The organism is Ekhidna sp. (genome assembly GCF_039940915.1).
In the GTDB taxonomy this organism is placed as follows: domain Bacteria; phylum Bacteroidota; class Bacteroidia; order Cytophagales; family Cyclobacteriaceae; genus Ekhidna.
Window position 1 is genome coordinate 180027 of the sequence record NZ_JBDVFO010000002.1, and the last position, 25362, is coordinate 205388.

Below are 25362 nucleotides of genomic sequence, written 5' to 3' on the forward strand. Positions count from 1 at the left end.
CCAGAGGTTATTGCGTACTAAATCCCAACTTTTGGACATCATTCCAGAGTCCCATTCGTTGTTCTTGTGTTTCCTCAAGTACTGAAACTCCTGTGTTGGTAAGATGATAATACCTTCTCCTTCGGCCACCTCTAGAAGTAGTGGCTTCACCAAATTCTGATTCCAGATAGCCTTTATCTTCCAATCTTTTCAAGACTGTTTGCATGGCTCCAATACTAACCGATCGGTTCATGCGGCTTTCAATCTCTTCGATGATGCCAAAGCCGTAGGCTTTTTTTCCAAGCAATGCCACCGTAAGCATCACAATTTCTTCGAACTCTCCCAGATGATGTTTTCCCATGATTCATTTGTTATACCTCAAATGTAGTAATTGAATTTTAATCATACTACATTTTAGGTATGAATTATTTGTGAACTTAAAAAGTGTACGTTTTGCCAATCACTTAACAAAAAAAATCATCAACGGAAACGTCTGCCCAGCAAAAACATCCACGTCAATGTGCAGCTGGCTGTGATTCGGTATTTTGACGGTCCGCCGCTGCGGCATACTATCATCATATAATCAAGCGATAAGATAATCGTCAAACAGCGACACAGTAATAAACCATAGCATTGTTATATACTGTCCTGGATTATTGCATTATAGCCTGTCCCAAACTTGATTTTGGGATTAAAATAGCCCCGCCTGCGGTAGGCAGGCTTGCTTTGTGGAAGGCTTTGAGCGGATGATAAACCAAAGGTTCATGAACACCTTTGAAAATAGACAAAGAAGTGAATAAATGTGTGTGTGATAGATTAAGAATTGATGGTGTAATAGCTTGAGATCTATTTAGCTTATACTACTTCTGATACTCTATTTTAAGGATTTTCCATACAAAATCGCCCATTTTGGTTTTAACTATAGCTTCATCTCCAACAGTTTTATCAAGAAGCGCTTTAGCCATTGGGGAGTCCATAGATATATAATTTTTATTACCTATGAGCTCTTCGTAACCTACAATTCGAAATCGATTTTGAAGACCTTTCTCTTCGTTTTTAATTTCTACCCAAGCGCCAAACATCACTTTGCCTTCTTGGTTAGGATGGTAATTAATCACTTTTAAGTCGTCGACACACTTGGTCAGATATCGAATGCGATTATCAATTTCTCGAAGACGTTTTTTGTTGTAATGGTAATCGGCATTTTCTGAACGATCTCCCAAACTTGCAGCCCATGAAACCTTAGCGGTAACGTCTGGTCGTTCAACGCGGCAAAGGTGATCATGTTCATCCCTTAACTTTTGTAAGCCTTCGGCAGTAATCATTTGCGAGCGAATTATTTTTGGTAGTGTTGATTCTGGAATTTTTCGCCTCATAATCAATGATCTTGTTTTGAAAACTTTGGCAAGATAATATAATGATGCCTGGTGTGTTGGCAATTGCAATGTGCAGATGCAGTCACGTAGTAGTCCAGCCCTGCCTGATAAGGCAAAGGCCATCGCGGCGGCAGGCAGGTTTGCTGACGGTCCGTGGGCTAGTAAGGGAAGGAAATGATTTCATCTCATTAACCTGACGAGCGGTTGATTGATCTTTCGAAGACACTCTTGTATATAGAACTGCTTTCATGTTATCAATTAAAGATAAGCTAAAATGGTAGCATTATTTTTATCTGTTAACTAAAGCCAATTGAAATTGAAAGACATTGATAACAATGTTTTATTAGTAACGTAAATTTAAACGTTATTGCTTTTTTTTCACAAAGCCAAGCCTTGCTTTGTAGCTATAATTAAGTTGTGCTGAAAACTTTTAACTTTCTTGTTCCGGGAGTTTAAATTATTAGCTCTATCTCAAGGCTCAACATATTATTATCTAATACATATATGTATTAGATTGCGCTATTTTTTAATGGTTGCATTATCAATAGTTTTACTCTTACTGTATAAAAACATATTGAAAACCAATATACATATGTGTCAATATGTCCAACATGAATTATAAATGTCAGATAATCAGAGCTTTAACAGAATCAAACAAGTCCTGAAAGATCAAGGGAGAAGTCAGAAATGGCTAGCTGAACAGATTGGTAAAAGCTATGTCGTTGTAACCAATTATTGCAATAATAATTCTCAACCGACCCTTCAGGTATTGAATGGGATAGCTGAGGCTCTTGATGTTGACATAAGAGAATTAATCACACCAACTAAAGCGAAGAAGCCTTGATCCTAACCAGCGAAAATCTTGCAATTGATTTTGATAAAATTCCTATTTCCGAGTATTGGAATGATCACAATGAAAGAGAATCAAGGATGCATAAAATACATGCTTACCCTGCTAAATTCCCTGCCTTTATTGTTTCAAAGTCATTAGGGTACGCTAGAGACAAAGATCTCAACGTTGATTCAATTGCTGATGTCTTTTGTGGATGTGGAACCACCGCGTTGGAAGCCAAGCAATATGGAGTTGATTTCTGGGGGTGTGATATAAACCCGGTTGCAACGTTAATAGCAAGGGTGAAAAGTCAAGCCTATTCATTAGACAGACTGAACTCAGTTAAAGATGAGATTATTCAGAAAATTCATACATCTGATATAGAACCACCAGAATCTATTCTTAATCATGGCAGAATCAATTATTGGTTTGAACAAGAACAAATAATAGATCTATATAGGTTACTTTCTGCAATTAAAGAAACACCACGAGGTAAATACAGAGACTTTTTTCTTTGCGCTTTTTCGAATATCCTAAAGCCCACTTCTCGATGGTTAACTAAGTCTATCAAGCCACAAATTGACCCAAATAAAGAAAGAAAAGAAGCCCTTTCATGTTTCAAAATTCAGGTTGATAATATGATTAAAGGTGTAGGGGACGTTAAAGATAAAATTCCCTCAAAAAGTAAAACCAAAATAGAAACTCAAAACTTCCTAAAGAAAAGGGTTAATACTCCATTTACTGATTTGCTGGTGACAAGTCCCCCTTACGTAACATCTTACGAATATGCAGATCTCCATCAACTATCAACGTTATGGCTTGGATTTACAGAAGATTATAGGGAACTAAGGGAAGGTACTATTGGAAGTTTACATCATAAAAATATAAGCACCAAAGATCTAGATAGCATAAACCATATTGGAAAGAATATTTATATGGGATTAAAGAAAAAACAGCCATTGAAAGCAAGGTCAGCGCTTAAGTATTTCATAGATATTGATAAGGCAATCTCTAAATCGTATTCTATTGTAAACCCAGGAGGAATGGTTGTTTTTGTAATAGGGAACACGAAATATTCAGGAGTAAAGGTGGATAATGCTAAGTTCCTAACAAAATGCATGCTAGATGCCGGTTTTGAGCAACTTGAGGTTGTTAAGAGAAAGGTGAGTTCTAAAATTTTAACTCCATATAGAGATTCAAAAGGAAAGTTTTCACGTGACAAAAGAAAGAGGAAAGTGTATGGTAGTGAGTTTATTGTAATTGGAAGAAAAACTCAAAATGGGTAAGGAACGGAACACCTTTAAAATAAGACCATACGCTAGGCTTCTCACCATGCTTGGTGAGCAGCTTATAAAGAATGAAAAGGTCGCTTTAACTGAGCTAATTAAGAATTCTTATGATGCAGATGCATCGTGGGTTCAGGTTAGATTTATTGGGTTTCATAAAACATCTGAGTCTGAAGGCGAGAGTTTAAAAGCTTCTTCAAATTCCACCATTGAAATAGAAGATGATGGGGAAGGTATGACATTGAAAACCATTCGCAATTCATGGATGAACCCTGCAACTCCAAATAAACTCATTAAGAAGAAGACTGATTCTCTTAGGAGAACGAAAAAGTTCAAAAGGATAATACAAGGTGAAAAAGGGATTGGAAGATTTGCGGTTTATAAGTTAGGCTCAACATCTGTTATTACTAGTAGGTCGAATGAGAACCCCAGCGAAGAAGTGGTTTTGACTAGTGATATGTCAAATTATGACGATGATTTTTTAACAGAAAATGGAAAGGAAAAAGAGATATTTCTTGATGAACTTAATATTGATTACGAGGTAATAGAACCTAAAGAGATAGTAGAAAAAGAAATAATCATTCATGGGAGAAAAATTGAAAGAAAACCGTATGGCACTCTTTTAAGGATATCCAATCTTAAAGGCGAATGGTCTGTTAAGAAGTTAAAAAATATTGTTTCTGATATTTCAAAAATGGAATCTCCATTTGGTGCTTCTAAAAAGGACACCAAATTTTTAGTTGATATTCAATTGAATGGAGAGTCTCTTTCTTCGGCTGATAAAATAGAAGATGAGCTTTCTGAGTACTTTGGAAAATCCCCCTTAAATATTATTAGTGGTCGTTTTGATCAAGAAAAGGAATTGTTCACGTTTGATCAGAATGGGCAGAAAATTTCACTAGCAATTGATCGTTTCAAACAAATAAGGGAATTCAAAAAAAGGTTTATTCTTGAAAGAGAAGGTAAAGTCTATAGAAAACCAGTTACCTGTGGTTCATTTGGATTTGAGTTTCATGTTTTTGATTTCACATCGTCAGCACCACCAAAATATAGATTGACACAAGAAGACAAATCCTTTGTAAAACAGCATCGAATCTACTTGTACAGAGATAATGTTAGAGTATTTCCTTATGGTGATCCAGATGATGACTGGCTAAAATTGGAAATTCTAAGAGGTACCTATAAAGCTGGCGAGTACCTCAGCGTTGATCAAACAATTGGACACATATCAATCTCTCAAGAAGAGAATCCAAGTTTAAAAGACAAAACTAACAGAGAGGGTTTATTAGAAAAGGAGGGAGTACTTGAAGATTTTATAGCTATAATCCAAACCTTTTTGGGCTACTTAAGAATAGAGTTTAGGAAATACCAAGAATCTATTCGGCCTAAAGATGCAGTAGAAATTACAAAGAATAAAAAAGTAGAGTTAAACTTAAAATCACTCAAATCAACAATTCAAGAAAAGAAATCGGGAGAAATCAGAGAAGAATTAGATAGGATTGAAGAGCAATATTCAAAGGAAAGATCTTATTTAATATCTAGAGCGGAACAGACTGAAGATTTGGCCGCTGTTGGATTGGCAGTTGAAGCAACATCCCATGACATTTTAATGATGATTGGTAGAGCAAAAGAGAAGCTTGAATTGATTCTAGATGCAGTACTATCAAAAAAACCAGATCAATCAACATTAGAAAGATACCTTGAAGATCTATTGGACCAAGTGATTTTTGTTGAAGATCAATTGGAAGGAATCCAGCCAATGTTTCGTTCTACTCGAAGAAAGTCTACAAGCCAAAACATTAGTAGTATAATAGAAAAGGTTAAATCTTACTTCAACACTCTATTTGAACAAAATAATATTCAATTTATAATCTTCCAGGAAGGACCTAGCTTAAAGGTTAAATGTAATGAGGGGGTTCTTCTTCAGGCATTCATTAACCTAGTTGATAACTCAGTACACTGGTTAAAAACTGTTGACGAGGAAAGGAAAATAGAGGTTCACATTGACGGTACTAATAACAAAGTAATTGTTAGTGATAGTGGTCCAGGAATTAGTGAAAATGATCTAGACTTTGTTTTTCAACCATTTTTCTCGACGAAAGGATTAAGTGGTAGAGGTTTGGGCTTATATATAATCGATCAATTGTTTGATAGATTTGATTATTCAATCAGTTATATTTCAGATAATTCTGATAAAAAACTAGATGGCGCTAATTTTCTTTTGGATTTTAATCAATAGTCAAATCAAATGTCTCATAATCATCTTTATAGTGGTATTGCTTTAGTTATTGATGATGCGCTTGATTCCGAAAATCAAGAAAATGATGGAATATCAAGCATAGTAGATAACCTTGAAAATAGTGGAATTCCGTTACTAAAAAGGCGTGAAATTCCTAAACAAAATGAAATTGATAATTACAGAGCACTCAATTTCATCATTTTAGATTGGAGGCTGAAACCTTTGAATTGGCCCTTAGGGATGGAGTTAAGTGAAGAAATTGAAAGCCAGATTATAGGTAACAATATCAATTTTCTTAAGGAAATTAGATCAAAGGTTTTTGTTCCTGTCTTTATTTTCACCACTGACGCTATAGAAGATGTAACTGAACATCTTCAAAAAGCAAAGCTTTATGAATCAGAAGAAAGCAAAAATTTCATTTTAATTCGAAGTAAGAACAAGCTTCAAAAAGCTGAGGATCTGAATAAAGCAATTGAGGATTGGATTGTTAATAATCCTTCCGTTTATACCATGAAGGAATGGGAACACTCTTTCTACCAAGCTAAAAATTCAACGTTTTGGCACCTTTTTGATAGAAGTGCCATCTGGCCTAAAGTATTGTGGAATAGTTATGAAGATGATTTGGTCGATCCGGTCTTTAACTTTAATGAGACACTTTTCAGACAAATAATGTCAAGATCAAAGATTGATAGCTTGCAAAAGAAATTTATTCAAGGAGCAGATAATCTAGTACTAGATAAAGAAGAAATAAAAGAAGTTCTTAAAGGGCTTATGTACTTAGATGAGTCCTATTTGAATAAAGACGAATTTAGACCAGGTGATGTATTCAAAGGGAGCAAATCAGGTAAATATTTGCTAAATATAAGACCGGAGTGTGATACTGTAACAGGAAGGACTGATGGTTATTTATACCTTATTAAAGGAAGTAAAATGACTCCTAATCAGGCAGAAAGGCACTTTGGTGATAATTATTCGAAAGACCTTGGAATTCGTGAGAAACATGATGAATCGATATTATTTGGAATCGATGGGAGTGATTTTGTTGTGTTTAAATTCAATGAGGTTAAGATTGAAGAAGCAAATAGTTTAAAGGACAAAAGAAAATGTCGTATTCTTCACCCATACATAAATAATATTCAGCAAAAGTTTTCTTCGTATTCAAGCAGAGTCGGCCTTCCTAGGTTTCCTCATGACTTAATGGTTGAAATTGTACCCACAACAAAAGAGGATCAAGAGGATAAAAATGAGTAGGGGAAATTGGTCTTTCATTCACGAATGGACCATCTATGAATATTTGATGGCTAGGTTTGATGAAAAGAACCTTCGTCTAAAAAGAATATTCCACAAAGGAAAACTATCTGGAAGAACTAGATGGATTAAGGTGACTCAATTAGAATCTATTACTAATACAGGCTTTCCTGATATAGAATTAATTAAACTCAAAGGAGAAACCGTTTTTAGACCCGCAGAAGTAAAGTTCACATCTTCACTTTTTAACTACCACACTAGCAAGAATGCTACTCAGAAGTACAAAAAATTTAAAGATCAATCAGGGTTTCTTATGGTATTGCATCATGACTATTTACCAAAAGATCTATTGGAAGACTTTCCTGATATCGAAATTTTTGAAATAGACCAAACTGATTTTATCTCTTTCTGTCGTGAGAATTTTGTTAGGTTGTTGAATCGACAAATAAAACAGCACACAGAGTCTAAAGTATGGATAATGTATCAAGGACCAAATTTCAATTTGGGAAAAGACTCTGTCAAGCCAGCTCGAAAGTCAAAAATTTGGTGTCCAACCGAAAACCTAACTGGATTTGATTTAGCAATTGGGGATAGGGTTTTATTTATAAAAACTAAAGGAGCATCTAGGATAGATGTTCAAAACAAATATCTCAAAGAAAATATTGTAAATCCTAAGTGGAGACTAACTGAAATATACATCTCGACGGTGAAATCTAAGATTTACAGCAGAAATGAATATATTCAATATAAGAAATTAGATCCGGAGGATAAACTATGGACTAACGATGAGAAAAAGAATGGAGCAACATGGAGGTGGGGTAGAGTGTTCGAGTTTTCATATGTTAAGACAATTAAATTCGAGGACTTAGCAATGACTGAACTGTATCAAGAGTCGGGAAGTACTGAATTTGTCAAAATGTCATTAGAAGCGTTCTGTTATAGTAAATCACGAGAGTTAAGCCTTGAAGATTACAGAAATTTACTAGAAGTGGTATCATTTATCAATAACTAAATAAGACTAAAAATGGGTTCAAATGGCTCCAACACTGAGCTTATAGCTATTTTAAAAAAGTTTCAAGAATCAAAAGGAAATGAGGATAGTATGCGTAAAGTCGTTATTGAGATTTTACAATATCATTATCTATCTGAGGATGAAGAAATAGATATTTCACAACCAATGATCGATAAGATTATCTCGAGACTCCCAATAACAGAAATTCATAGTCATGCCCAGCTGCGAATGTATTTGAACGAAATCATTTATAACAGTTAAAAAATAGAATGGAACCTGACAATCTTTCAAAATTGAAATATCACATTAACTGTACTAATCATTCAAGTATGGAAAAGTATGATATTGAAAAAATTGATGATGAACCAACACTAGTTCATATATTAAAAAATCAGATACATCTGTGGGCCAAGTCAGGCAATACAGATATTCTGAATGAAGCAATAAAGTTTTTGAAGTTGTATGAAGCAGAATTATGAATTGATGATAATAGTTATAAGATATAATGAAGGAAATCTCATATAACGAATTTTATAATGATGTTCAGTTCGAAGTAAGGTATTGTTATTTGGAAAAGGACGCTGCAAGGTTTCATTTTGAAGTTCACCATAATAACACTGATTTACCATATTTACTAGCTGGATACATCGACTTTACGGGTAGCATGAAAGTTGAGTTTAATTCATCACCTATATATATGGATAAGGTAGTAATCTACAGAATAGGATTAGTATTAGATTATGTTAGAAATGATTGGTTGACTAACCACAAGGAAATATATCATGATCATTATTCTGATTCAACATAAACATGGAAGTCTATCATGAAGAAAGGTGAATCATAGCGGAAAGAATTGAGAAAATGAAGAATCTCTCAAATGGCAAATTTCACTCAAATATTGGAGATAAGTTAGTTGAAGCTTTGAGTGAAGCAGACGAAGTCTGGATCGCAGTTGCCATGATTAATTCTACCGGTTGGAACATTATAAACAATATTCCAGAAAGTGTCAGAGTTCACATTATAATTGGTATTGATTTACCCACTCCACCTTCAGTACTAATAAAGTTAAAGGAAAAAATATCCAATAACTTTAATGCCAAAGTGTATACCTCAAGAAGCACATTTCATCCTAAAGTGTATGTCATTAGAAAAACCAATGGAACCTACATAGGTTATCTTGGTTCATCAAACGCAACAAAAGGAGGCCTTATAAAAAATGTAGAGCTTAATATTGAATTGACTGATCCGGTTAATTGTAATGATTTAGTAAAATGGTATTGGACAATCGATGATTACAGCGAATTAATCACTGACAAACTTATCGCGGATTATTCTACCCAATATAAAAAGATTAAGAAACGAGAAAAAGATAACTTAGAAGACTTTAATTCTATCAAAGAACCTAAGAGTAGGTTAAGTCAATTCTTTACGTATAATCATCATGAGGTTTTTGCTGAAAGGTATGTTGAAGTAGAAAATCCAGAAATTAAGGCTTTAAGGAAAGAAGTTCGAGATAGGTTGATTGAACTTCATCACCGCATATACCCTCAGTTTACGAAATATGGATTAAGTGGTCTGTATAGACATCATAGCACTAAAGACATAGTTTCGAAGCATTTTTTTACACCATATAGTGGATATTACATAGAATCATTATGGCTTCACTATGGTAAATCCAAGAGTCAATTAAAACGGTATTCTGAAAAGGAATCCTTTTTGAATCATACCCGATTGCAAGTTATAATCCATCATAAAGACATTGGAATTTGGCTTATGTTGGGAATTGAAAAAAAGGGGCATTATGATCGCAATCATTTCAGAAAACAGATGGAAAGTCGGGTAAAAAGAAATGCATTTTTTAAGGCATTGAAAAAGCTTAGTGATGAATACTGGATTGATTTTAAAGGATGGAAAGACAGAGTATATGTGAAAGATATAAGGACAATCGAGGACCTTCACTTTCTGACTAAGCAAGAAGATATTTCATACTATTTTATTTTGGGAAGATTTTACGATCCAAATGATAATAACTTATCTGATTTGAATATTGATAATACAATACTTGGTGAGTTTCAAAAACTATATCCTCTTTACAAAATCATGAGTGAGGATTTAATAAATCAATAACTTTTGAATTATTATCGACCTGAGGAACAATACTTTATTGTAATTGGATATTTAAAATGCTTAAGCAAATGATTTGTTAAATCTAAAATGCCATGCAGTGCGTATTCTTCAGACCACCAGCAGTACTGATATAGATTTCTATAAATTTTAGATTTGTTAGAGTTATCTGATAGTGGGTTACGTAATCTTTTTCCCTCCAAATAAATTCTTGATTCATTGTAAATAAATGCAAGTTCGTGGTTCTCATCTATTCCTGGAAAATCATCCCACTCCAAACCTTCGCAGGATAAACTGAATTTTGATCTCAAAATGAGATAGTGAGTTAAGAAAAGTGAAAGCTCATAAAATAGACCTTTGAATTTGAAAGATTTTCGATTTCTATGACTCCAAATCAACTTAATAAATTGAGTCACCAGGTCTTCTTGATTTCTATATCCTCCAAGATTGGATTCTTTGTTCACCACAACAAAGAGAAAGGCTTTATTGACCTCTTTCCTAGTAAATAGGAGGTCTTCACTTGGCCAGATGTAATTATCACCAAACTCTTGATTGTGCTCATCTATTACCTCATTTAGTTTTGATATGGCATTTGTTATATTGTTCTTTCTATATTTTCTTCTCCTTTTAACTGCGTCTCTTTTCTTCTTAATAACTGCTGAGGGAATGTTCATTAGTTCAAATCCCCATGAGCTAAATAATTGAACATAAAATTCTATGTAAAAAAGCTGCTCAGTAGATTCTACTGAATCAATGATTTCTATTATTGGGTATTTGTCTTCATTCTTTAACTCAGAGAGCCAATTGTTATATTTATGATGATAGAGTTTTTTACGAACTGAAAAATTTTCTTGAGTTGAACCAATGTATTTTATGGTCAAATCGACAGGACATCTTAATAGATAAATGTCTATCATGAGCCTTAGGCACTAATCCAAAACTGGAGTAGGGGAGTCTTCCAATTTCTTCAATCTATTTATTAGTGCTTTTTCTTTGGATAGCTCAGAATATGAATGGTAGTCGTTTTCTTTGTAGTATCTCCTTACATTATCAAACTCCTCATATTCCTTTGCATCTTCATTCTCTTCAATGCTGTTTGCATAGTCGTATGTGTGCCAAAAATTACCGAATTTTTTATATTCAGAAATCAATTTATGAGGACAAAAATTCTGAGATCCCATTTGGCTTAAATCATTAGGTGAAGTATTTAAGCCAGCGAGTTGAAAGTATGATTGGTATTTATCCTGAAATCTAAAAATTGATTTTAGTTCATATCTAGACTTAATATATCCCCAATCCCAAACTGTATGAACTGGTAGATATCTATAAATAGGTTCTCCGAAAAGATTCCCAATTGGTGTTCTAAGTGCTAGGTATAGAACTTGAGTAGCGCCATTCTTAAAATCTAAATCATCCGACTTAAATATGAATCCTTCAATTCCACCGCAGTTGTAATAATTCTCAAATATTAAGTTGATAAACTTATGAGGGTGCTTGTATAAATCAAGATGCCGATACCGATTTCCAATGCCATAAATGTGTGACGTGTTTACACCGAAAAGAGTACACAATTTTTGCAAATCAGAATCATCTATCTGATCAATTACTTTAATCAAATCTGTTTGATCGGATATGTTAAGCTTTATTTTTTCATTCACATACTGTCTAAGAAATTGATAAATATGTTCGTTTACAATTCCATGAATCTCAAACAATTCGACTATCCTTGATTGTAATAAGTTGAGTTCAACTAAAGTTGAATCTGGTTCTTCAGATTCGATTTCTATAGAATCCGTAACCTCAATTATACTCTGTGCAGTAGCAACTGGTCTAGAATCATTAGGTTGATTGGATGACTTTGACTTTACTGTATTTATTAGACTGAGAATAGTGTTGAACACTGAGAGTAATATTTCCATATATTTAATTTACTCATAAACTGTAAGTAACTGAGATCTCAATGTCAGAACTCATTAAAACTCAGGTTTTAGAATAACTCTTTCAAATAATTCAGTACTCGGATTTTAAGAGGACTAAACTCGGATTTTAAAAGGACCAGATCAAATCTCCATTTCCAAAATTCTATTTTCCACATACAAGCCTCAAAAGCTCAATATCCTATTTTGTTATATAATTTATATTATGTTAAATAGAATTATGAACAATCTAGCCCCTATGCCTTATTTAACCAACATGCGGGTTCTTCTAGTGGTACCATCAATCGCGTCTGTGGCGATCACAATGTAATAACCCTCCAGCATTTTCGTCGTCCGATTAATCTCGTAAAGCCCCTGTCCGGAAGCAAGCTTGAGTTTCTTTTCATGCACGAGTCTTCCACTGGCGTCATAGATTTTGAGCAGCATCTCATCACTCCTAAATCCTGTGAACTGCAAATTGATCCGATCTCGTACGGGGTTTGGATATACCAGCAGCTCAGCAGCTTGCTTTACTCCATTGAGGTCCATGATGCGAATCATGCTATAGCTCGTTGTCCCATCATAGTCTACCTGCTGGAGCCTGTAGTAATTAATTGTCGTCCTTGGACTTCTGTCTGCGCTCATATACTCAATCACCGCATTGCTATTGCCAGCGCCTTGTACGGAATCCAGCACCATCCATTGTTTCAGGTCGTTGGAGCGTTGTACCAGAAAGTAATGATTGTTCGTCTCTGTAGCCGTACTCCATCGAATATCTATCCAATCTTCCACAAGCGCTACGGAGAATGATGTCAATTCTACGGGCAATGCATCTATGAAATCTGTTTGCTCATATTCCGCTACGTCAAAACCGTCACCCTCGCCACCTGTATATACGCCAAATACGGCCACTACGCCTTGTTCGTAATCATCTTGATCAGCACCATCTCCACTGCCTCCCGCGAATAAATTGGTTCCTGGTGGCACCGATTGCTGATAGCCATCCACGTCGTATCCGTCACCTAAACCGCCGTAAAACAGCGTAAAACTTGTTGCTGCATTCTGGATGTAAACATCTGTTGCATGTCCATCTCCAAGCCCTCCGCCGTAGATTGCAAAGCCGGAAGCTACTTGTTGCTCAAAGCTACTGGTGGCATGTCCGTCATCCGTACCGCCTAAAAAGATTTCTGACCCTATCGTGCTTGCTTGTTGAAATTCATTGCTCGCATATCCATCTCCAATTCCGCCAGTATACACACCAAATGTGATCGTCAGGTCCTGTTCATAGCTGTTGTAGTCTGCCCCGTCTCCATCACCTCCCAAGTACAGGCTCACTCCTACAGGTGTTGCTTGTAAAAACTCGCTCTGGGCATGACCATCACCAATTCCGCCCAGATACAGATCCGTCCCTGTTGCACTATTTTGTTTGTAGGAATTGAAGTCATGTCCATCACCGGCGCTTCCTAAAAACAGGTCGTTGCCCAACGGCGGTGCTTGCGTATAGCTGCTTTGTGAATGACCGTCACCACTGCCTCCTAAGAATATTGCGCTTTGAGAGAACAAATTCAGAGATAGCAAGATCAGGCTGAAAAAACATCCGATTTTTCTAATTAAGTAAGAGGTATTAACCATCTGATAATTAGTTATTTATCATTGATTACGCACGCCTCTTCCTCCGTACGCGTTGGATCCTGCTCCAGGGTGCGCTGCTACGTTGAATCGATCTGAAACACGCATGTAGGTGTTAGTCTGACCGTAATATCCACCTCGCACGGTAGCTCCTCCATCATTCAGGTTATTATCCAATCCGTCGTAAGCTGGCCACCCAGCCTGGTTGGCATACCCTGTTGCTGCGATGGCTCCATCACCATTGGAACCATCAAATGATCGACCATCTGGATCTCCCAGAAAAACAACTACTTCGGACAGGTTTCCACCCATTTCCATGACACCATAGAATGTTCCGCCCGTTTCTTCCCGCGTATGATTCCCGCTGCTGGCAGCAAAAATCCCGCATCTTAATGGTCCATCAAGAGAACCATCCGTGGTGGCATAACTCGCATTTCCAGTAGCGGATCCAGGGTTAGTAATTACCTCTTCTTCTGTGCCATCTAAACTTAAGGTATAGGCAGATGTATATAGATTGGTTGTCCCCCAAGGATACTCTCCGGTAAGAGCCGCGTTGGATCCTCTGCAAATTTTTTCAAATTCTGTCTCCGTCATTGGGCGAAGAGCGGCCCAATCTAAATAAGCCCACAAATCGTAGATGCCTAAGTCTTTTGGACGATTGGGTGTGGAACTGGCCCAGGAATTTCCTGATCCAGCAATGTTTTGCCGCGCGATGGCTTCAGCTGCAATGAGCACGCTAGTTTGTGACGCATCCAGCTTATTGACAAAATCGACATATTGCCCTTGACTGACCTCATATTTCATGCAATACATTGCATTATAACCCACCGGAAAGCTGCCGTTCTCATTGGCATCTGCAAAGTCACCATCACCATTCAGGTCAATTCCTCCATCTCCATCAAGGTAGATTCCTGTAGAACCCAACTGGGCATCATCATATGTTAAAGATGCATCTGTTTCAATAAGTGCGGATAACGCATTAGTGATCGTAATACTTAGATTATCTGTGGCCGCAAGTTCGAATCCTTGCGTACTCTCTGAAACGCCATTTCCATCGCCCAGATCAAAGCTTCCTTCTGGAATGTATACCATCTCAATGGCAAAAACAGCGATTTCAACACTATCAGAGTCTGCAAGTCCATCCACGCCATACGTCCACTGCAAGCGTATATCGTCCCAGTCATTGTTTCCGCTACCATCGGCACTCCGGTAAATGAAAATGCCCTTACCGTCTCCTACTGCCTCTATCGAGCTTCCTGAAGGTGCCGTATGGTCACCTCCGGTCGTACTCAACGTCACGTGATTCCACGCTGAAGCAGATGTGAGTCTGTACTTGGCAAATATCCAACAGGCATCATAGTTGGAAGGTGCGGCAGAGGTACGCCACGAGTTTTCCCAGCTCAAATCAAATTCCACCTCTTTGGTGTCTGCAGTGGTGTTTTGATTGCGCAACCGGACGTTTTCTACTTTGACATTATTTGAAAATGCTGATACAACAGCAAAACACAGGATCAGCATGCTGACTGTGATCTTTTGGGTGGTCTTGATCATCTCGTGTGGTAGATTAGGGTTTTAATGGGTTTTGACCACCGTACCATTTACGTGTGGCTTTATTACAAATAAAACACAAGATAATCACATTAACCATCTAGGTAATCTGATATGCTTTTTATGGCCTTACATCAATCCTGTTGTGAAATCTGTGCGAACTCTCTGAGAAACGCCAAAACTATCGCGCTGTCCTGTTCACTCCACTGAGCTTCACTGTGCATGGTTCGATAGTTACTTGGAGGCATATCTCCATTTTCAATCTCCTGGATTGATTTCTTTATAAACTCGCTTTGCTCTTCCAAGCTATAATCTGACCAGGCAGAAAAATTCAGTTTACCTCTGCCATGTGCTACATGTCCACCTATCCAACCAGACACCGGTGGAAAATATGCATAAGCCGGATACTTAGTTTCATAGGAATGACAATCGTAGCAGCCATCACGCATCAACTCTCCTGCTGCTCCTGTAATGTCATATGAGCCGATAAAATCAGCATTCACGTCTACCATCTCATTTTTATTCGCTGGCCAGTACATCCACGTGAGCACCCCATAGGCGAGCAAGAAGGTGCTGAAAATCAGTTTTTTACTCATACCCGACTCATTTAAAACTCAATATACATATCCAGAAAAGTTACCAGGTTTTGGTTATTGTCGCTGACCAAGTCAGCGAGAAAATGCTGCTTGCTCCCATCGATAAAACGCCTTCCCATGATTCCGGAATATTGCTTAAAGTGAATATCGTACGCTGATGGATGCGCATCAAATACGGAGGTGTGGATGTGACGGTTATCATTGGATGACCCGTAATCTCCGGGTAGTATGGTGCGCACAAATATTCTACCCAAAGAATCTGTTACGCCCGATCCATTCAGACGTGCCGTTGATTCATCGTCCGATACAACAGGATCATAGGTCCCTTCTGTTGAAGTATGGTAAAAACTAATTCTTTGTCCTGATAGAGGTTTTAAAGTCTCTTTGTTAAACAGGGTCAGGCAGAGAAGCAGCGGCTGTCCTGGCTCATCCGCCCCTGCAATAACGCAGATGTTTTCCATAGGCAATTCCTTAAACTCGCTAAGTGTTTCCTTATCTGAGAGTGACAAGGAACGAATTTCTTTATCCATGCATGAAGTTATCAACAGCATTGTCAATAGGCTGTAGTAAATGGATCGCATGTTCTTCTTATTCATGTCTGTTCTTTTATGATTAATTGATGGCCGGGAGTATAAAATGCTGTACCATATTGACAGGTTGAAACATCAAACTTTTTTCTTTAACCCAAGTGTAATTGCCTCCGGTAAATCCAACAATTAGTTCGTATTCAGGGAAAATGAAGATCCATTGTCCCCCATCCCCAACTGCATCGTATTCGATTACACTTACTCCATTTTTAGAAAAATACGTTCGGTTCCACCATTGATATCCGTAGTTGATATGCTCCGATTCGCTGATTCTTGGCTTCAGAGCTTCAGACACCCATGTGCTGGAAATGACTTGCTCTCCCTTCCAGGTGCCTCCATCCAGAAACAACTGCCCCAATTTTATCATGTCTCGTGGCTTCATTTCTAACCCGCCTCTGGAGCCGCCCGTGCTGGGATAGTCATCGATTACCGTCTGCCAGCGATAGTTAGTGATATCAAGTTTACTGAAGAGCTCTTGCTGCATGTAGTGCGCTATGGATTCTCCGGTGGCTGTTTCAATGATTGGCGCCATCAGGTTGGAAAGCCCTGTATTGTAGGTAAAATTGGTTCCTGGCTTGCTCACCAAGGGCAGACCCAGCACATAGTCCACTTGTGAAACGGATTGCATCATTTGTTCGTGACTATTCGCCAGGCTGAGGCCTGATGTCGTCCACTCATCCCATTGAAAGCCAGCGGTCATGGTCAGCAAATCTGCAAGGGTAATTTCTCTTTTCTCCTCTGTAAAAAGTGCAGCCTTATCGGTGAAAAAATGAGCGATGGGCTCATCTACAGAGGCAATGTGTCCAGCTTCTATTGCAAGTCCAATCAATGTAGAAGAATAACTCTTTGTTGCTGAAAAAAGCACGTGAAAATCATCCGAATCGAAACCATTGAAGTATTCCTCAAAAACTAAATCGCCATTTCTACTTATCAATAGGCTATGTATATCCGTATAGCGATCATTTAAAATGGAATTCACCAGCTCAAGAATGGGTGCTACATCAATGTTTTGATCCGATAATGTTGAAACATTCCATCCATCGGCCTGTTTTTCAGGAGGTTTGTATTCATAGTTTGAAATGGCGTCTCGGGAAGTTTTGCAGCCTAAATTGAGTGTTAGGAGTAAAATGAAAAACACTGAAGCAATTTTTCTGAATATCATTGGCATATATTTCGGAATTCTTGACAACTAAATACTTTCTTTGATGATCTACGTATTTGACAAGGGCAAGTACTGAATTTTACACAAGTAAAAAGTACGGTATTGCCAATCAGCACCTTAAGAATGAGTGAAATTCAGCTCCATAAGTTGTTGTAACTGAGACGTACATTTAAATCTAAGAGATCAATAACCTGGTGGAAATTGAATTGAGCATATTGAGTTCTGCAGTCCTTTTTGCATGCATACTGGTTGTCATCCTACTGGTTACTCACCCACAGGGCATTGTCAAGAGAAATCGCTTTCTGATTGTATCCTTCAGTTTCCTTACGCTCCACCAGTTTGTTGTCGTTTTAGAGCAAAACGCCATCATTACCTTTTCTCAGATGAGTTGGCCGTCCGTCTTCTTCATCCTCATATATGCGCCATCCTTCTGGTTCTACATGAGGGATATCAAGGAGAAGAAAACCAACTTTACGTTTCATTATTTTCTTTGGATAATTCCTTATAGCATTCTGGCTATCAATGAGTTAAAGGAACTATGGAATCTCCCCTTTTATTTAACCTCCCTGTTCATCGCTTCTTTGATCTGCTACATGATTTTAAGTGTAAAAGAAATCATCACCAACGATTTCCTAAACTCCAACCTCAGCAAAGGCTGGATGAAGCCATTTGTGATTGCTTATCTGGCCATAGGATTAATCTACATCATAGAAGGCATCTTCATTTTCATGAAGATCAATATTTGGGACTCTGTGTACGGAGCTTGGGCCAACAGGTATTACTATTGGACTCACCTGATTGCTTGTTTCTTAATTGTGAGCAAAATGATTCGGGACCCGTCGATTTTCTCGAAATACAAGCTGATAAAAACATATTCCAACCAAAAGGAAGAGATCACACAATCCGAGGTTTCCTTATTGACTCACCTCATCATTTCAGATGAGCAGTACCTAAGCCCTGACATCAGTAGAAACACCATTGCTGCACAGTCGGGAATTTCAGTTAACAGAATATCGGAAATTGTAAACGGTCATTTTCAAACAAATTTTTCTGACCTGATCAATGATCTGCGAATAAAAAGGGCAGCTAAACTCCTTGCTACCAAGCAACTGTCTATCAAAGAAATCACCTATTCAACTGGCTTTAACTCCAAATCAGCCTTTAACTCTGCATTCAAGAAACGAATGCACTGTACACCTTCGCAATACCGGAAGAAAAATGAGCTGGTAGCGGCCGTTTGATTTATCACGATGCGGCTTCCCTCCTTTTAAAAATATAGTGTTTTACTTCGTCATAAATATTTTCATACTTGCATATTTTTAAGCCATGAGCAAACGAACCATCAATCGACCGCAACTTATCCTGGAATTCCTTTCGGTAGTTTTTGCTGTTCTTCTGGCTTTACTACTCAACAGTTGGCGAGAAAATGCGGCAACCAATCGTGCCCTGGATAAGGTCATGAGAACCATTCAGAAAGAAATCATTAGCAATGATTCGGCGATCCGAGCTTCCCGAGATTACCACCTGGATTTGATTCGAGAGCTTTACCGGTACGACCACCTGATCATGGAATTCCCCACAACTGAGTTCCCCATTGATGTACGCAATGATGAGGCGCTTGAAAAGCATCTAAAGGAGATCCTGCCCTTTTCGCAAGCTACCCCCATCTCTCGTCTGGAGGTTAAAAGTCTTGGAAATTATCGCATTGTGGTAGTTAATGATCGGACATTAAAACTGAAACTTCAAAACGATACATTGAAGTTTTATGGTCCATATAACTTGCAGCTGCGCTCGGCTAACATCAGCAACCGTTCTTGGGAAATAGCTAAGGCAACGGGTACATTGGTTGAAATGGATTTGGAGTTAGTGGATGCACTGAATCAGGTTTATACGCTCAATAATCACTACATAATCACCAGCGACAAAGCCATTGACATGATTTACAACAGCGACCCGGCCATTCGATCAGTGTTGGAAGATATGTACTACTATGAGAATCAAATCATTAAGGCCGATTCCGTCGTAATGAATATGCTGGATTTGGATTAACTAAAGCGCTGGCAATCGGAATTGTTTATTTCCGCTTCTTCTTCATGTTCACATTTTTATCGCCACGCGTTAAAGGCTTCTTGTATTTCTTAGCGATTTTTCTCCGGTAAGATCCACCAAGGTTCACCTTTTTATTCTTGTCTTTCTTCTCGTGGGTGGACTCCCCTTTGGCTTCTTTCGCACCCACTTTGTCAGACAGCTCTACCTGTTTTGATTTAGGGCGTTCCTCTGGTAGGAGTTCTTTCGAAATCTCCACCTCTACTGGAAATTCAACGTCCGTGATCTGGACTTTCATCAGTTCTTCAATGGCTTCCTTGCCTTCTCGTTCCTTTTCTGTATACAACAAAACCGAGGTTCCTTCTTTTTCAGCACGCCCTGTTCGTCCTATTCGGTGCATATAGTTCTCCGGGTAGATGGGCACATCCATGTTGATCACATGGGTTACATCATCCAGATCAAGTCCCCGAGCGATCACATCAGTGGCAATCAGAATACGTTTTTTACCCTCATTGAACTGCTCCAGCGATCGTAACCGATAGTTCTGGCTCTTATTTGAATGAATGATGCAAAGATCCTTCTCAAGCATCGGTTCCATGGATTCATATAAGCGGTCTGCATTTTTCTTAGTAGACACAAATACCAATACTTTCTGATAATGCTGCTTATCAAGCAATAGATGCATCAATAGATTCGCCTTGGTATAAAAGTTCCGAACCGCATAACTCTGCTGGGTAATGTTTTCCAACGGGGTGCCGCTCACAGCAATGGTGATCTTTTCAGAAGCGATGAAGTAATCATCAATGAGTTCATCTACCTCTTCTGTCATCGTGGCTGAAAACATGATGTGCTGACGTTTCGAAGGCAGCATGTCAAAGATGTTGGTGAGTTGAAAGCGAAAGCCTAAATCCAGCATGACATCCACTTCATCAATCACCAACTTCTTTACGTTTTTGAGCGAGAGCGAATGATGTAAAACAAGGTCATACGTCCGTCCTGGTGTACCTACAAGTACATCCATGCCTGCCATTACATCGGATTTCTGTGAATTAATGTTTTTCCCTCCATATACTCCCAGCGCCCTCACATTCATGTACTTCGTGATGCTTTCTATCTGCTCCACAACCTGCACCACTAACTCCCTGGTGGGTACCAGTATGAGTATTCTGGGGTTTATTTCTTTCGAAAATTTCAGGTCTTTTAGTAAAGGGATCAAGTAAGCGAAGGTCTTTCCCGTACCTGTCTGGGAAATTCCCACCAGGTCTTTTCCTGAAAGGATCGCTGGAAAAGCTTGCGACTGAATGGGTGTGGGTACTGTAAACCCTAAGTCTTCCAGTGCATTATTCAATGGATTAGAAAGATTCAGGTCGTCGAAATGGCTCATGTTACAAAAGTACGCCTTCGAGGGCTTTGCATTCATGCCTATGGCATCAAATGACAGAATAAATAAGAAGGCTACTGATGATGTGGCCCCTCACCTTTAAAGATGAAGTACACAAAGGCTATGATGCCAACGATGGCCAGCAGGAGCAAAATGGTTAGAAGCATTCCTCAAAGTAACATCATTAATGCGGAAGTTTATGCTTCAATCGACCATAAACATAGGTTCCAAAGATTGCGGATGCAATGGTTACAATAAACACTGATATGCCATTTCCAAGAAGAATGAACAGTGGCCCGGGACATGCACCTGTCAGCGCCCAGCCAAGTCCGAATATTGTACCACCAATGATGTACCTGGCAAAGCTCCGCTCCTTTGGCTCTATTTTGATGGGTTCTCCATCTAAAGCCTTTATTTGCCTTCGCTTGATCACCTGAATCATGAACATACCCAGAAGCACAGACGACCCAATGACGCCATACATGTGAAAGGATTGAAACCTAAACATCTCATAGATTCGATACCAGGATATGACCTCTCCTTTTGTAAGTATGATTCCAAATAAGATCCCCAGCACTAAGAATTTGATGAATTTCATATTGATTTTTTAAAGCGTCAATAAATACGGAAGTACTAAATGGGTAATGGTGAGACCGCCGATAAAGAATCCTATCACAGCGATTAACGATGGTAATTGTAAATCACTGAGTCCGCTAATGGCGTGTCCAGAGGTACAGCCACCTGCATATCTGGAGCCAAACCCCACCAAAAATCCACCTAAAACAATCAATGTTAATCCTTTGATGGTTAGCAAGTTATCCCAACTGAATAATTCCATCGGAACTAAGGCTTCCCCTGGCTTCTCAATGCCATATTGTTTAAGTTCCATTACGGTATCCGGGCTAAGCTGAATCCCCGCTGGATTCATCATCCAATGATTGGCAATCCAACCGCCAATGAGCAGTCCAGCTACGAAAACCAGGTTCCAGCTTTGCGCTCTCCAGTTGAAATCGAAGAACTCACAATGCTTACCGGCTCCCATGATTGCACACATGCTTCGCAGATTGCTACTCAGTCCAAAGCGCTTTCCGCTGATGAGCAGACTTAACATAATAAAGGCAATAAGTGGTCCTGTCACGTACCACCGCCATGGTTGACTCAATAATTCCATCGAATGTTTTTAATTAGATTCCCTTCCTTGACTTTACTTCTGGGTAGTTGGGCACACAAAATTTGTTACCGGTACATCAGTGGCTTTTATATCCTTAAAGCCTCCTGCTACATCTACGAGGTTGTGAAAACCCCTGGACTTTAAGATTGAAGCTGCTATTACAGATCTATACCCTCCTGCACAATGCACATGATAGGTTTTGTCTGGATCTACTTTATCCATTTGTTCGCTGATGTAATCCAACGGGATACTTTCCGCATCTTCAACATGCTCACCTTCAAATTCTCCCGGCTTTCTTACGTCCATCACATGGATATTGCCATCAGCATATCTTTCTGCAAATTTTTCTGCTGAGATAGACTCCAGCGTTTGCACATCCTTTCCAGCTGAATTCCAGGCATCCATTCCTCCTTTTAAGTAACCGAGCGTATTGTCGTAGCCCACGCGAGATAAGCGGGTGACCACTTCTTCCTCTCTTCCTTCGTCGGCAAGAAATATGATTGACTGTTCCAGATCAGGAATCAAGGCACCTACCCATGGAGCGAAATTGCCATCGATTCCAATGAATATGGCATTTGGGATGTGGCCTTTAATGAAATCCTTTTGGTGTCGCGTGTCCAATACCAGGGCACCTTCGTGATTGGCCATGGCTTCAAACGTATCTACCTCCAAGGCTACATTTCCTTTTTCCATAACTGCGTCTAATCCTACTGCTGCAGATTTGTTCATTGCCACATTTTGGGCAAAGTATTGTGGTGGAGGTAATAGTCCATCGGTTACTTCCTTAATGAACTCCTCCTTGGTCATATCTGCTCTGAGGGCATAGTTTGTCTGCTTCTGATTGCCCAGCAAATCAAAGGTTTCTTTGCTCATGTTTTTACCACAAGCAGATCCGGCTCCATGTGCTGGATATACCACCACCTCATCAGGGAGCGTCATGATCTTATTTCTGAGGCTTTCATACAGCATGCCTGCCAAATCATCTTGGGTCATGTTTCCTTTTTGTGCAAGGTCTGGTCGGCCTACATCACCAATAAACAGGGTATCGCCACTAAAAATAGCATGTTCTTTACCATCCTCATCGATGAGCAAATAGGTTGTACTCTCCAGGGTATGACCTGGCGTATGCAATGCCTTGATTTTTACCTTACCTAGCTCGAAGACTTCTCCATCCTGAGCTTCATGAAAATCAAATTCAGCTTTTGCGCCAGCGCCATACACAACCTTCCCTCCTGATTTCTTAGCCAAATCCACGTGCCCTGAGACAAAATCCGCATGAAAATGCGTTTCGAATATGTACTTGATGGATGCTCCTTCTTTCTCTGCTTTCTTCAAGTAAGGCTCAGACTCTCTGAGGGGATCAATGATCGCCGCTTCTCCTTCACTCACTATGAAATAAGCACCTTGTGCAAGGCATCCGGTATATATCTGTTCAATTTTCATATTTTCTAACATTCTTTTACAAAAGTACGACGGTTTATATTCCGAGTTTGTAACAATTGTTACGTTTTCACATTCGTCTGTAATGTCATCTTCTTATGTGGATCTTTCGTATTCCTCAGGGCATTAGCTACTGCATCGCTAAGGTTTAGAAACAAATTCTCCTTACCAATGAATTTCGTCAGTCCATTCTGCTCCATTGTATCCCTTACCGGCCCTATCACATCGCATAAAACCAGCCTCACTCCTTTCTGGTTCAGGTCATTCAGCAAGTCATGCAGTCCTTCTGCTGCAGTTGCATCCAGGTGGCTGACAGGTCCCGCATCAATGATGATTTCGTTTATACCTTCTTCGCCATCTACCAACCTTCTTATGTATTCTGAAATACCCTGAATATTGATGAAGCTCAAGGGAGCATCAATTCGTAAAATGGCCAGCTCATTCCATGTTTCCAACTCATGAAACCGCGTCACATTTCTGAATTCATGATGATCCTTAATTCTGCCCAAACGTGCGATGTGAGGGTTGGCAGCCCGGTAGAGAAACAGCGTAATGGAAAGTATGATTCCAGTCACAATCCCTATCACCATACCGATATTCAATGTCACAAGGAAAGTAAACAGTAATACCAAAAATTCTTTGCGGCTATTTTTCCACAGCTTCTTCATATAGTCATAATCGAACAAGCTGCTCACAGCAACTAGAATGACTGCTGCTAAAATCGCATGCGGAAGGTAATAGAAAAGTGGAGTCAAGAATATGAGCGTAAGTGCTACTATCGCTGCACTAATGAGCGAAGATAGCGGCGTATTGGCTCCTGCCTGATGATTGACGGCTGTTCTGGAGAATCCTCCAGTCACGGGAAAGGACTGAAACAAAGACCCAATCAGGTTAGCGGCGCCCAGGCCTAGGAGTTCTTGATTGGAATTCACCTTGTGGTCTTTCTTTTTCGCTTCCACAGCCTTGGCCACTGAATATGCCTCCATAAATGCAACAACGGAAATTGTGAATGCCAATGGGAGCACTTGATTAAACTGCCCCAGGGAGAAATCAGGTACCCTAAAGACAGGTAATCCTTGGGGAATGGCTTGGACGATACTTACCCCTTTTTGATCTAGATCCAACAGGTAAACGAGCAGAATTCCAGCAACTACTGCTAGAAGGGCTCCTGGAATGTTTTTATTGGCGCGCTTCAATGCCTTTATGAGAACAATTCCACCCACACCCATCAACAGGGTGATGAAATGTACCCCGCTCAGTTCATTTATGGAGTTTATGACCACTTCATAGAATCGATTACTCTTTTCAATGTCAGTGCCCAACAGGTATTTAAACTGATTAAAACCAATGATAAGGGCTGCGGCAGAGGTAAATCCGCTGATGACCGGCTTGGACAAAAGATTGGTGATAAACCCCAGTCTCAAAGTTCCGAGCAATAGTTGAAAAGCTCCCATGAAAAAAGCCAGCATGATGGCAAATGCCACATAGGTTTCAGTTCCTTCTGTGGCCAAAACGGATACGCCTGCTGCAACAAGTAAAGAATCCATGGCTACTGGCGCCACAGACAGCTGTCTTGATGTTCCAAGTATTGCATAGATTATTTGGGGCACGATGGACGCATAAAGCCCGTATACGGGTGGTAAACCTGCTATCAATGCATAGGCCATTCCTTGAGGGATTAGCATAACTCCTACAGTAATTCCGGCAAACAAATCACCATTCAGGCTTTCACGCCTATAGCCGGGTAACCATTGCAGTATCGGTAAGAGGTTTTTGAGGCGATTCATGAG

At 39.0% G+C, this 25362-nt stretch carries 24 protein-coding genes; 10 read left to right on the top strand and 14 right to left on the bottom strand.

The window, feature by feature from the left end:
* Nucleotides 1–7: 7 nt before the first annotated feature.
* Both ABJF57_RS06020 and greB read right to left on the bottom strand, forming a co-directional pair.
* Nucleotides 8–340 carry a PadR family transcriptional regulator gene (locus ABJF57_RS06020; RefSeq protein WP_462233374.1) on the bottom strand — a complete coding sequence of 111 codons (333 nt, stop codon included), beginning with the start codon at nt 338–340 and terminating at the stop codon, nt 8–10.
* 499 nt (nt 341–839) lie between these two features.
* Nucleotides 840–1355 carry a transcription elongation factor GreB gene (gene greB / locus ABJF57_RS06025; RefSeq protein ID WP_462233376.1) on the bottom strand — a complete coding sequence of 172 codons (516 nt, stop codon included), beginning with the start codon at nt 1353–1355 and terminating at the stop codon, nt 840–842.
* Between the two features lie 622 nt (nt 1356–1977).
* Here greB and ABJF57_RS06030 point away from each other — a divergent pair.
* The 8 genes from ABJF57_RS06030 to ABJF57_RS06065 all read left to right on the top strand — a co-directional run bounded on the left by ABJF57_RS06030 (nt 1978) and on the right by ABJF57_RS06065 (nt 10099).
* Nucleotides 1978–2199: a helix-turn-helix domain-containing protein gene (locus ABJF57_RS06030; RefSeq protein WP_462233378.1), complete on the top strand. Its 222-nt coding sequence runs from the start codon at nt 1978–1980 to the stop codon at nt 2197–2199.
* Nucleotides 2196–3473, top strand: coding sequence for a class I SAM-dependent methyltransferase (locus ABJF57_RS06035; RefSeq protein ID WP_462233379.1), 1278 nt, complete (start codon nt 2196–2198; stop codon nt 3471–3473). Before ABJF57_RS06030 ends, ABJF57_RS06035 begins: the two co-directional genes overlap by 4 nt.
* The gene (locus ABJF57_RS06040) at nt 3448–5712 is read left to right on the top strand and encodes an ATP-binding protein (protein ID WP_462233381.1); all 2265 of its coding nucleotides are present in this window, start codon (nt 3448–3450) and stop codon (nt 5710–5712) included. The genes ABJF57_RS06035 and ABJF57_RS06040 overlap by 26 nt, the downstream gene beginning before the upstream one ends.
* Nucleotides 5713–5721: 9 nt before the next feature.
* Nucleotides 5722–6963, top strand: coding sequence for a hypothetical protein (locus tag ABJF57_RS06045; RefSeq protein ID WP_462233383.1), 1242 nt, complete (start codon nt 5722–5724; stop codon nt 6961–6963).
* A complete protein-coding gene (locus ABJF57_RS06050) occupies nt 6956–7972 on the top strand; it encodes a hypothetical protein (RefSeq protein WP_462233385.1) in 1017 nt (338 codons plus the stop codon). Before ABJF57_RS06045 ends, ABJF57_RS06050 begins: the two co-directional genes overlap by 8 nt.
* Nucleotides 7973–7984: 12 nt before the next feature.
* Nucleotides 7985–8233 carry a hypothetical protein gene (locus ABJF57_RS06055; protein ID WP_462233387.1) on the top strand — a complete coding sequence of 83 codons (249 nt, stop codon included), beginning with the start codon at nt 7985–7987 and terminating at the stop codon, nt 8231–8233.
* Nucleotides 8234–8301: 68 nt separating this feature from the next.
* Nucleotides 8302–8451: a hypothetical protein gene (locus tag ABJF57_RS06060; RefSeq protein ID WP_462233388.1), complete on the top strand. Its 150-nt coding sequence runs from the start codon at nt 8302–8304 to the stop codon at nt 8449–8451.
* A 382-nt stretch (nt 8452–8833) separates the two neighbouring features.
* Complete coding sequence (locus tag ABJF57_RS06065; RefSeq protein WP_462233390.1) at nt 8834–10099, top strand: phospholipase D-like domain-containing protein; 1266 nt, start codon at nt 8834–8836, stop codon at nt 10097–10099.
* 11 nt (nt 10100–10110) lie between these two features.
* Here ABJF57_RS06065 and ABJF57_RS06070 read toward each other — a convergent pair whose 3' ends face one another.
* From ABJF57_RS06070 to ABJF57_RS06100, 7 genes are all read right to left on the bottom strand, one after another.
* Nucleotides 10111–11013, bottom strand: coding sequence for a hypothetical protein (locus tag ABJF57_RS06070; RefSeq protein WP_462233392.1), 903 nt, complete (start codon nt 11011–11013; stop codon nt 10111–10113).
* Nucleotides 11014–11025: 12 nt separating this feature from the next.
* Nucleotides 11026–12015, bottom strand: coding sequence for a hypothetical protein (locus ABJF57_RS06075; protein WP_462233394.1), 990 nt, complete (start codon nt 12013–12015; stop codon nt 11026–11028).
* Between the two features lie 261 nt (nt 12016–12276).
* Entirely contained in the window at nt 12277–13644 is a 1368-nt protein-coding gene (locus ABJF57_RS06080; RefSeq protein ID WP_462233395.1) for a T9SS type A sorting domain-containing protein, read from the bottom strand.
* Nucleotides 13645–13662: 18 nt separating this feature from the next.
* The gene (locus ABJF57_RS06085) at nt 13663–15192 is read right to left on the bottom strand and encodes an SUMF1/EgtB/PvdO family nonheme iron enzyme (protein ID WP_462233397.1); all 1530 of its coding nucleotides are present in this window, start codon (nt 15190–15192) and stop codon (nt 13663–13665) included.
* Between the two features lie 131 nt (nt 15193–15323).
* A complete protein-coding gene (locus tag ABJF57_RS06090) occupies nt 15324–15785 on the bottom strand; it encodes a heme-binding domain-containing protein (RefSeq protein WP_462233399.1) in 462 nt (153 codons plus the stop codon).
* Nucleotides 15786–15796: 11 nt separating this feature from the next.
* Nucleotides 15797–16381: a dioxygenase family protein gene (locus ABJF57_RS06095; RefSeq protein WP_462233401.1), complete on the bottom strand. Its 585-nt coding sequence runs from the start codon at nt 16379–16381 to the stop codon at nt 15797–15799.
* 16 nt (nt 16382–16397) lie between these two features.
* Complete coding sequence (locus ABJF57_RS06100; protein ID WP_462233403.1) at nt 16398–17534, bottom strand: serine hydrolase domain-containing protein; 1137 nt, start codon at nt 17532–17534, stop codon at nt 16398–16400.
* 194 nt (nt 17535–17728) lie between these two features.
* On the opposite strand from ABJF57_RS06100, the gene ABJF57_RS06105 reads away from it, so the two are divergent.
* Both ABJF57_RS06105 and ABJF57_RS06110 read left to right on the top strand, forming a co-directional pair.
* Nucleotides 17729–18775 carry a helix-turn-helix domain-containing protein gene (locus tag ABJF57_RS06105; protein WP_462233404.1) on the top strand — a complete coding sequence of 349 codons (1047 nt, stop codon included), beginning with the start codon at nt 17729–17731 and terminating at the stop codon, nt 18773–18775.
* Between the two features lie 85 nt (nt 18776–18860).
* The gene (locus ABJF57_RS06110; protein WP_462233406.1) at nt 18861–19583 is read left to right on the top strand and encodes a hypothetical protein; all 723 of its coding nucleotides are present in this window, start codon (nt 18861–18863) and stop codon (nt 19581–19583) included.
* Between the two features lie 25 nt (nt 19584–19608).
* Here ABJF57_RS06110 and ABJF57_RS06115 read toward each other — a convergent pair whose 3' ends face one another.
* From ABJF57_RS06115 to ABJF57_RS06135, 5 genes are all read right to left on the bottom strand, one after another.
* Nucleotides 19609–20964, bottom strand: a complete 1356-nt coding sequence (locus tag ABJF57_RS06115) for a DEAD/DEAH box helicase (protein ID WP_462233407.1) — start codon at nt 20962–20964, stop codon at nt 19609–19611.
* A gap of 181 nt (nt 20965–21145) precedes the next feature.
* Nucleotides 21146–21559 (bottom strand): DUF6691 family protein, encoded by a 414-nt coding sequence (locus ABJF57_RS06120; protein WP_462233409.1) that lies wholly within the window; start codon nt 21557–21559, stop codon nt 21146–21148.
* Between the two features lie 9 nt (nt 21560–21568).
* The gene (locus tag ABJF57_RS06125; protein ID WP_462233411.1) at nt 21569–22132 is read right to left on the bottom strand and encodes a YeeE/YedE family protein; all 564 of its coding nucleotides are present in this window, start codon (nt 22130–22132) and stop codon (nt 21569–21571) included.
* A gap of 33 nt (nt 22133–22165) precedes the next feature.
* Entirely contained in the window at nt 22166–23575 is a 1410-nt protein-coding gene (locus tag ABJF57_RS06130; protein ID WP_462233413.1) for an MBL fold metallo-hydrolase, read from the bottom strand.
* A 59-nt stretch (nt 23576–23634) separates the two neighbouring features.
* Nucleotides 23635–25359 carry a SulP family inorganic anion transporter gene (locus tag ABJF57_RS06135; protein ID WP_462233415.1) on the bottom strand — a complete coding sequence of 575 codons (1725 nt, stop codon included), beginning with the start codon at nt 25357–25359 and terminating at the stop codon, nt 23635–23637.
* Nucleotides 25360–25362: the final 3 nt, after the last annotated feature.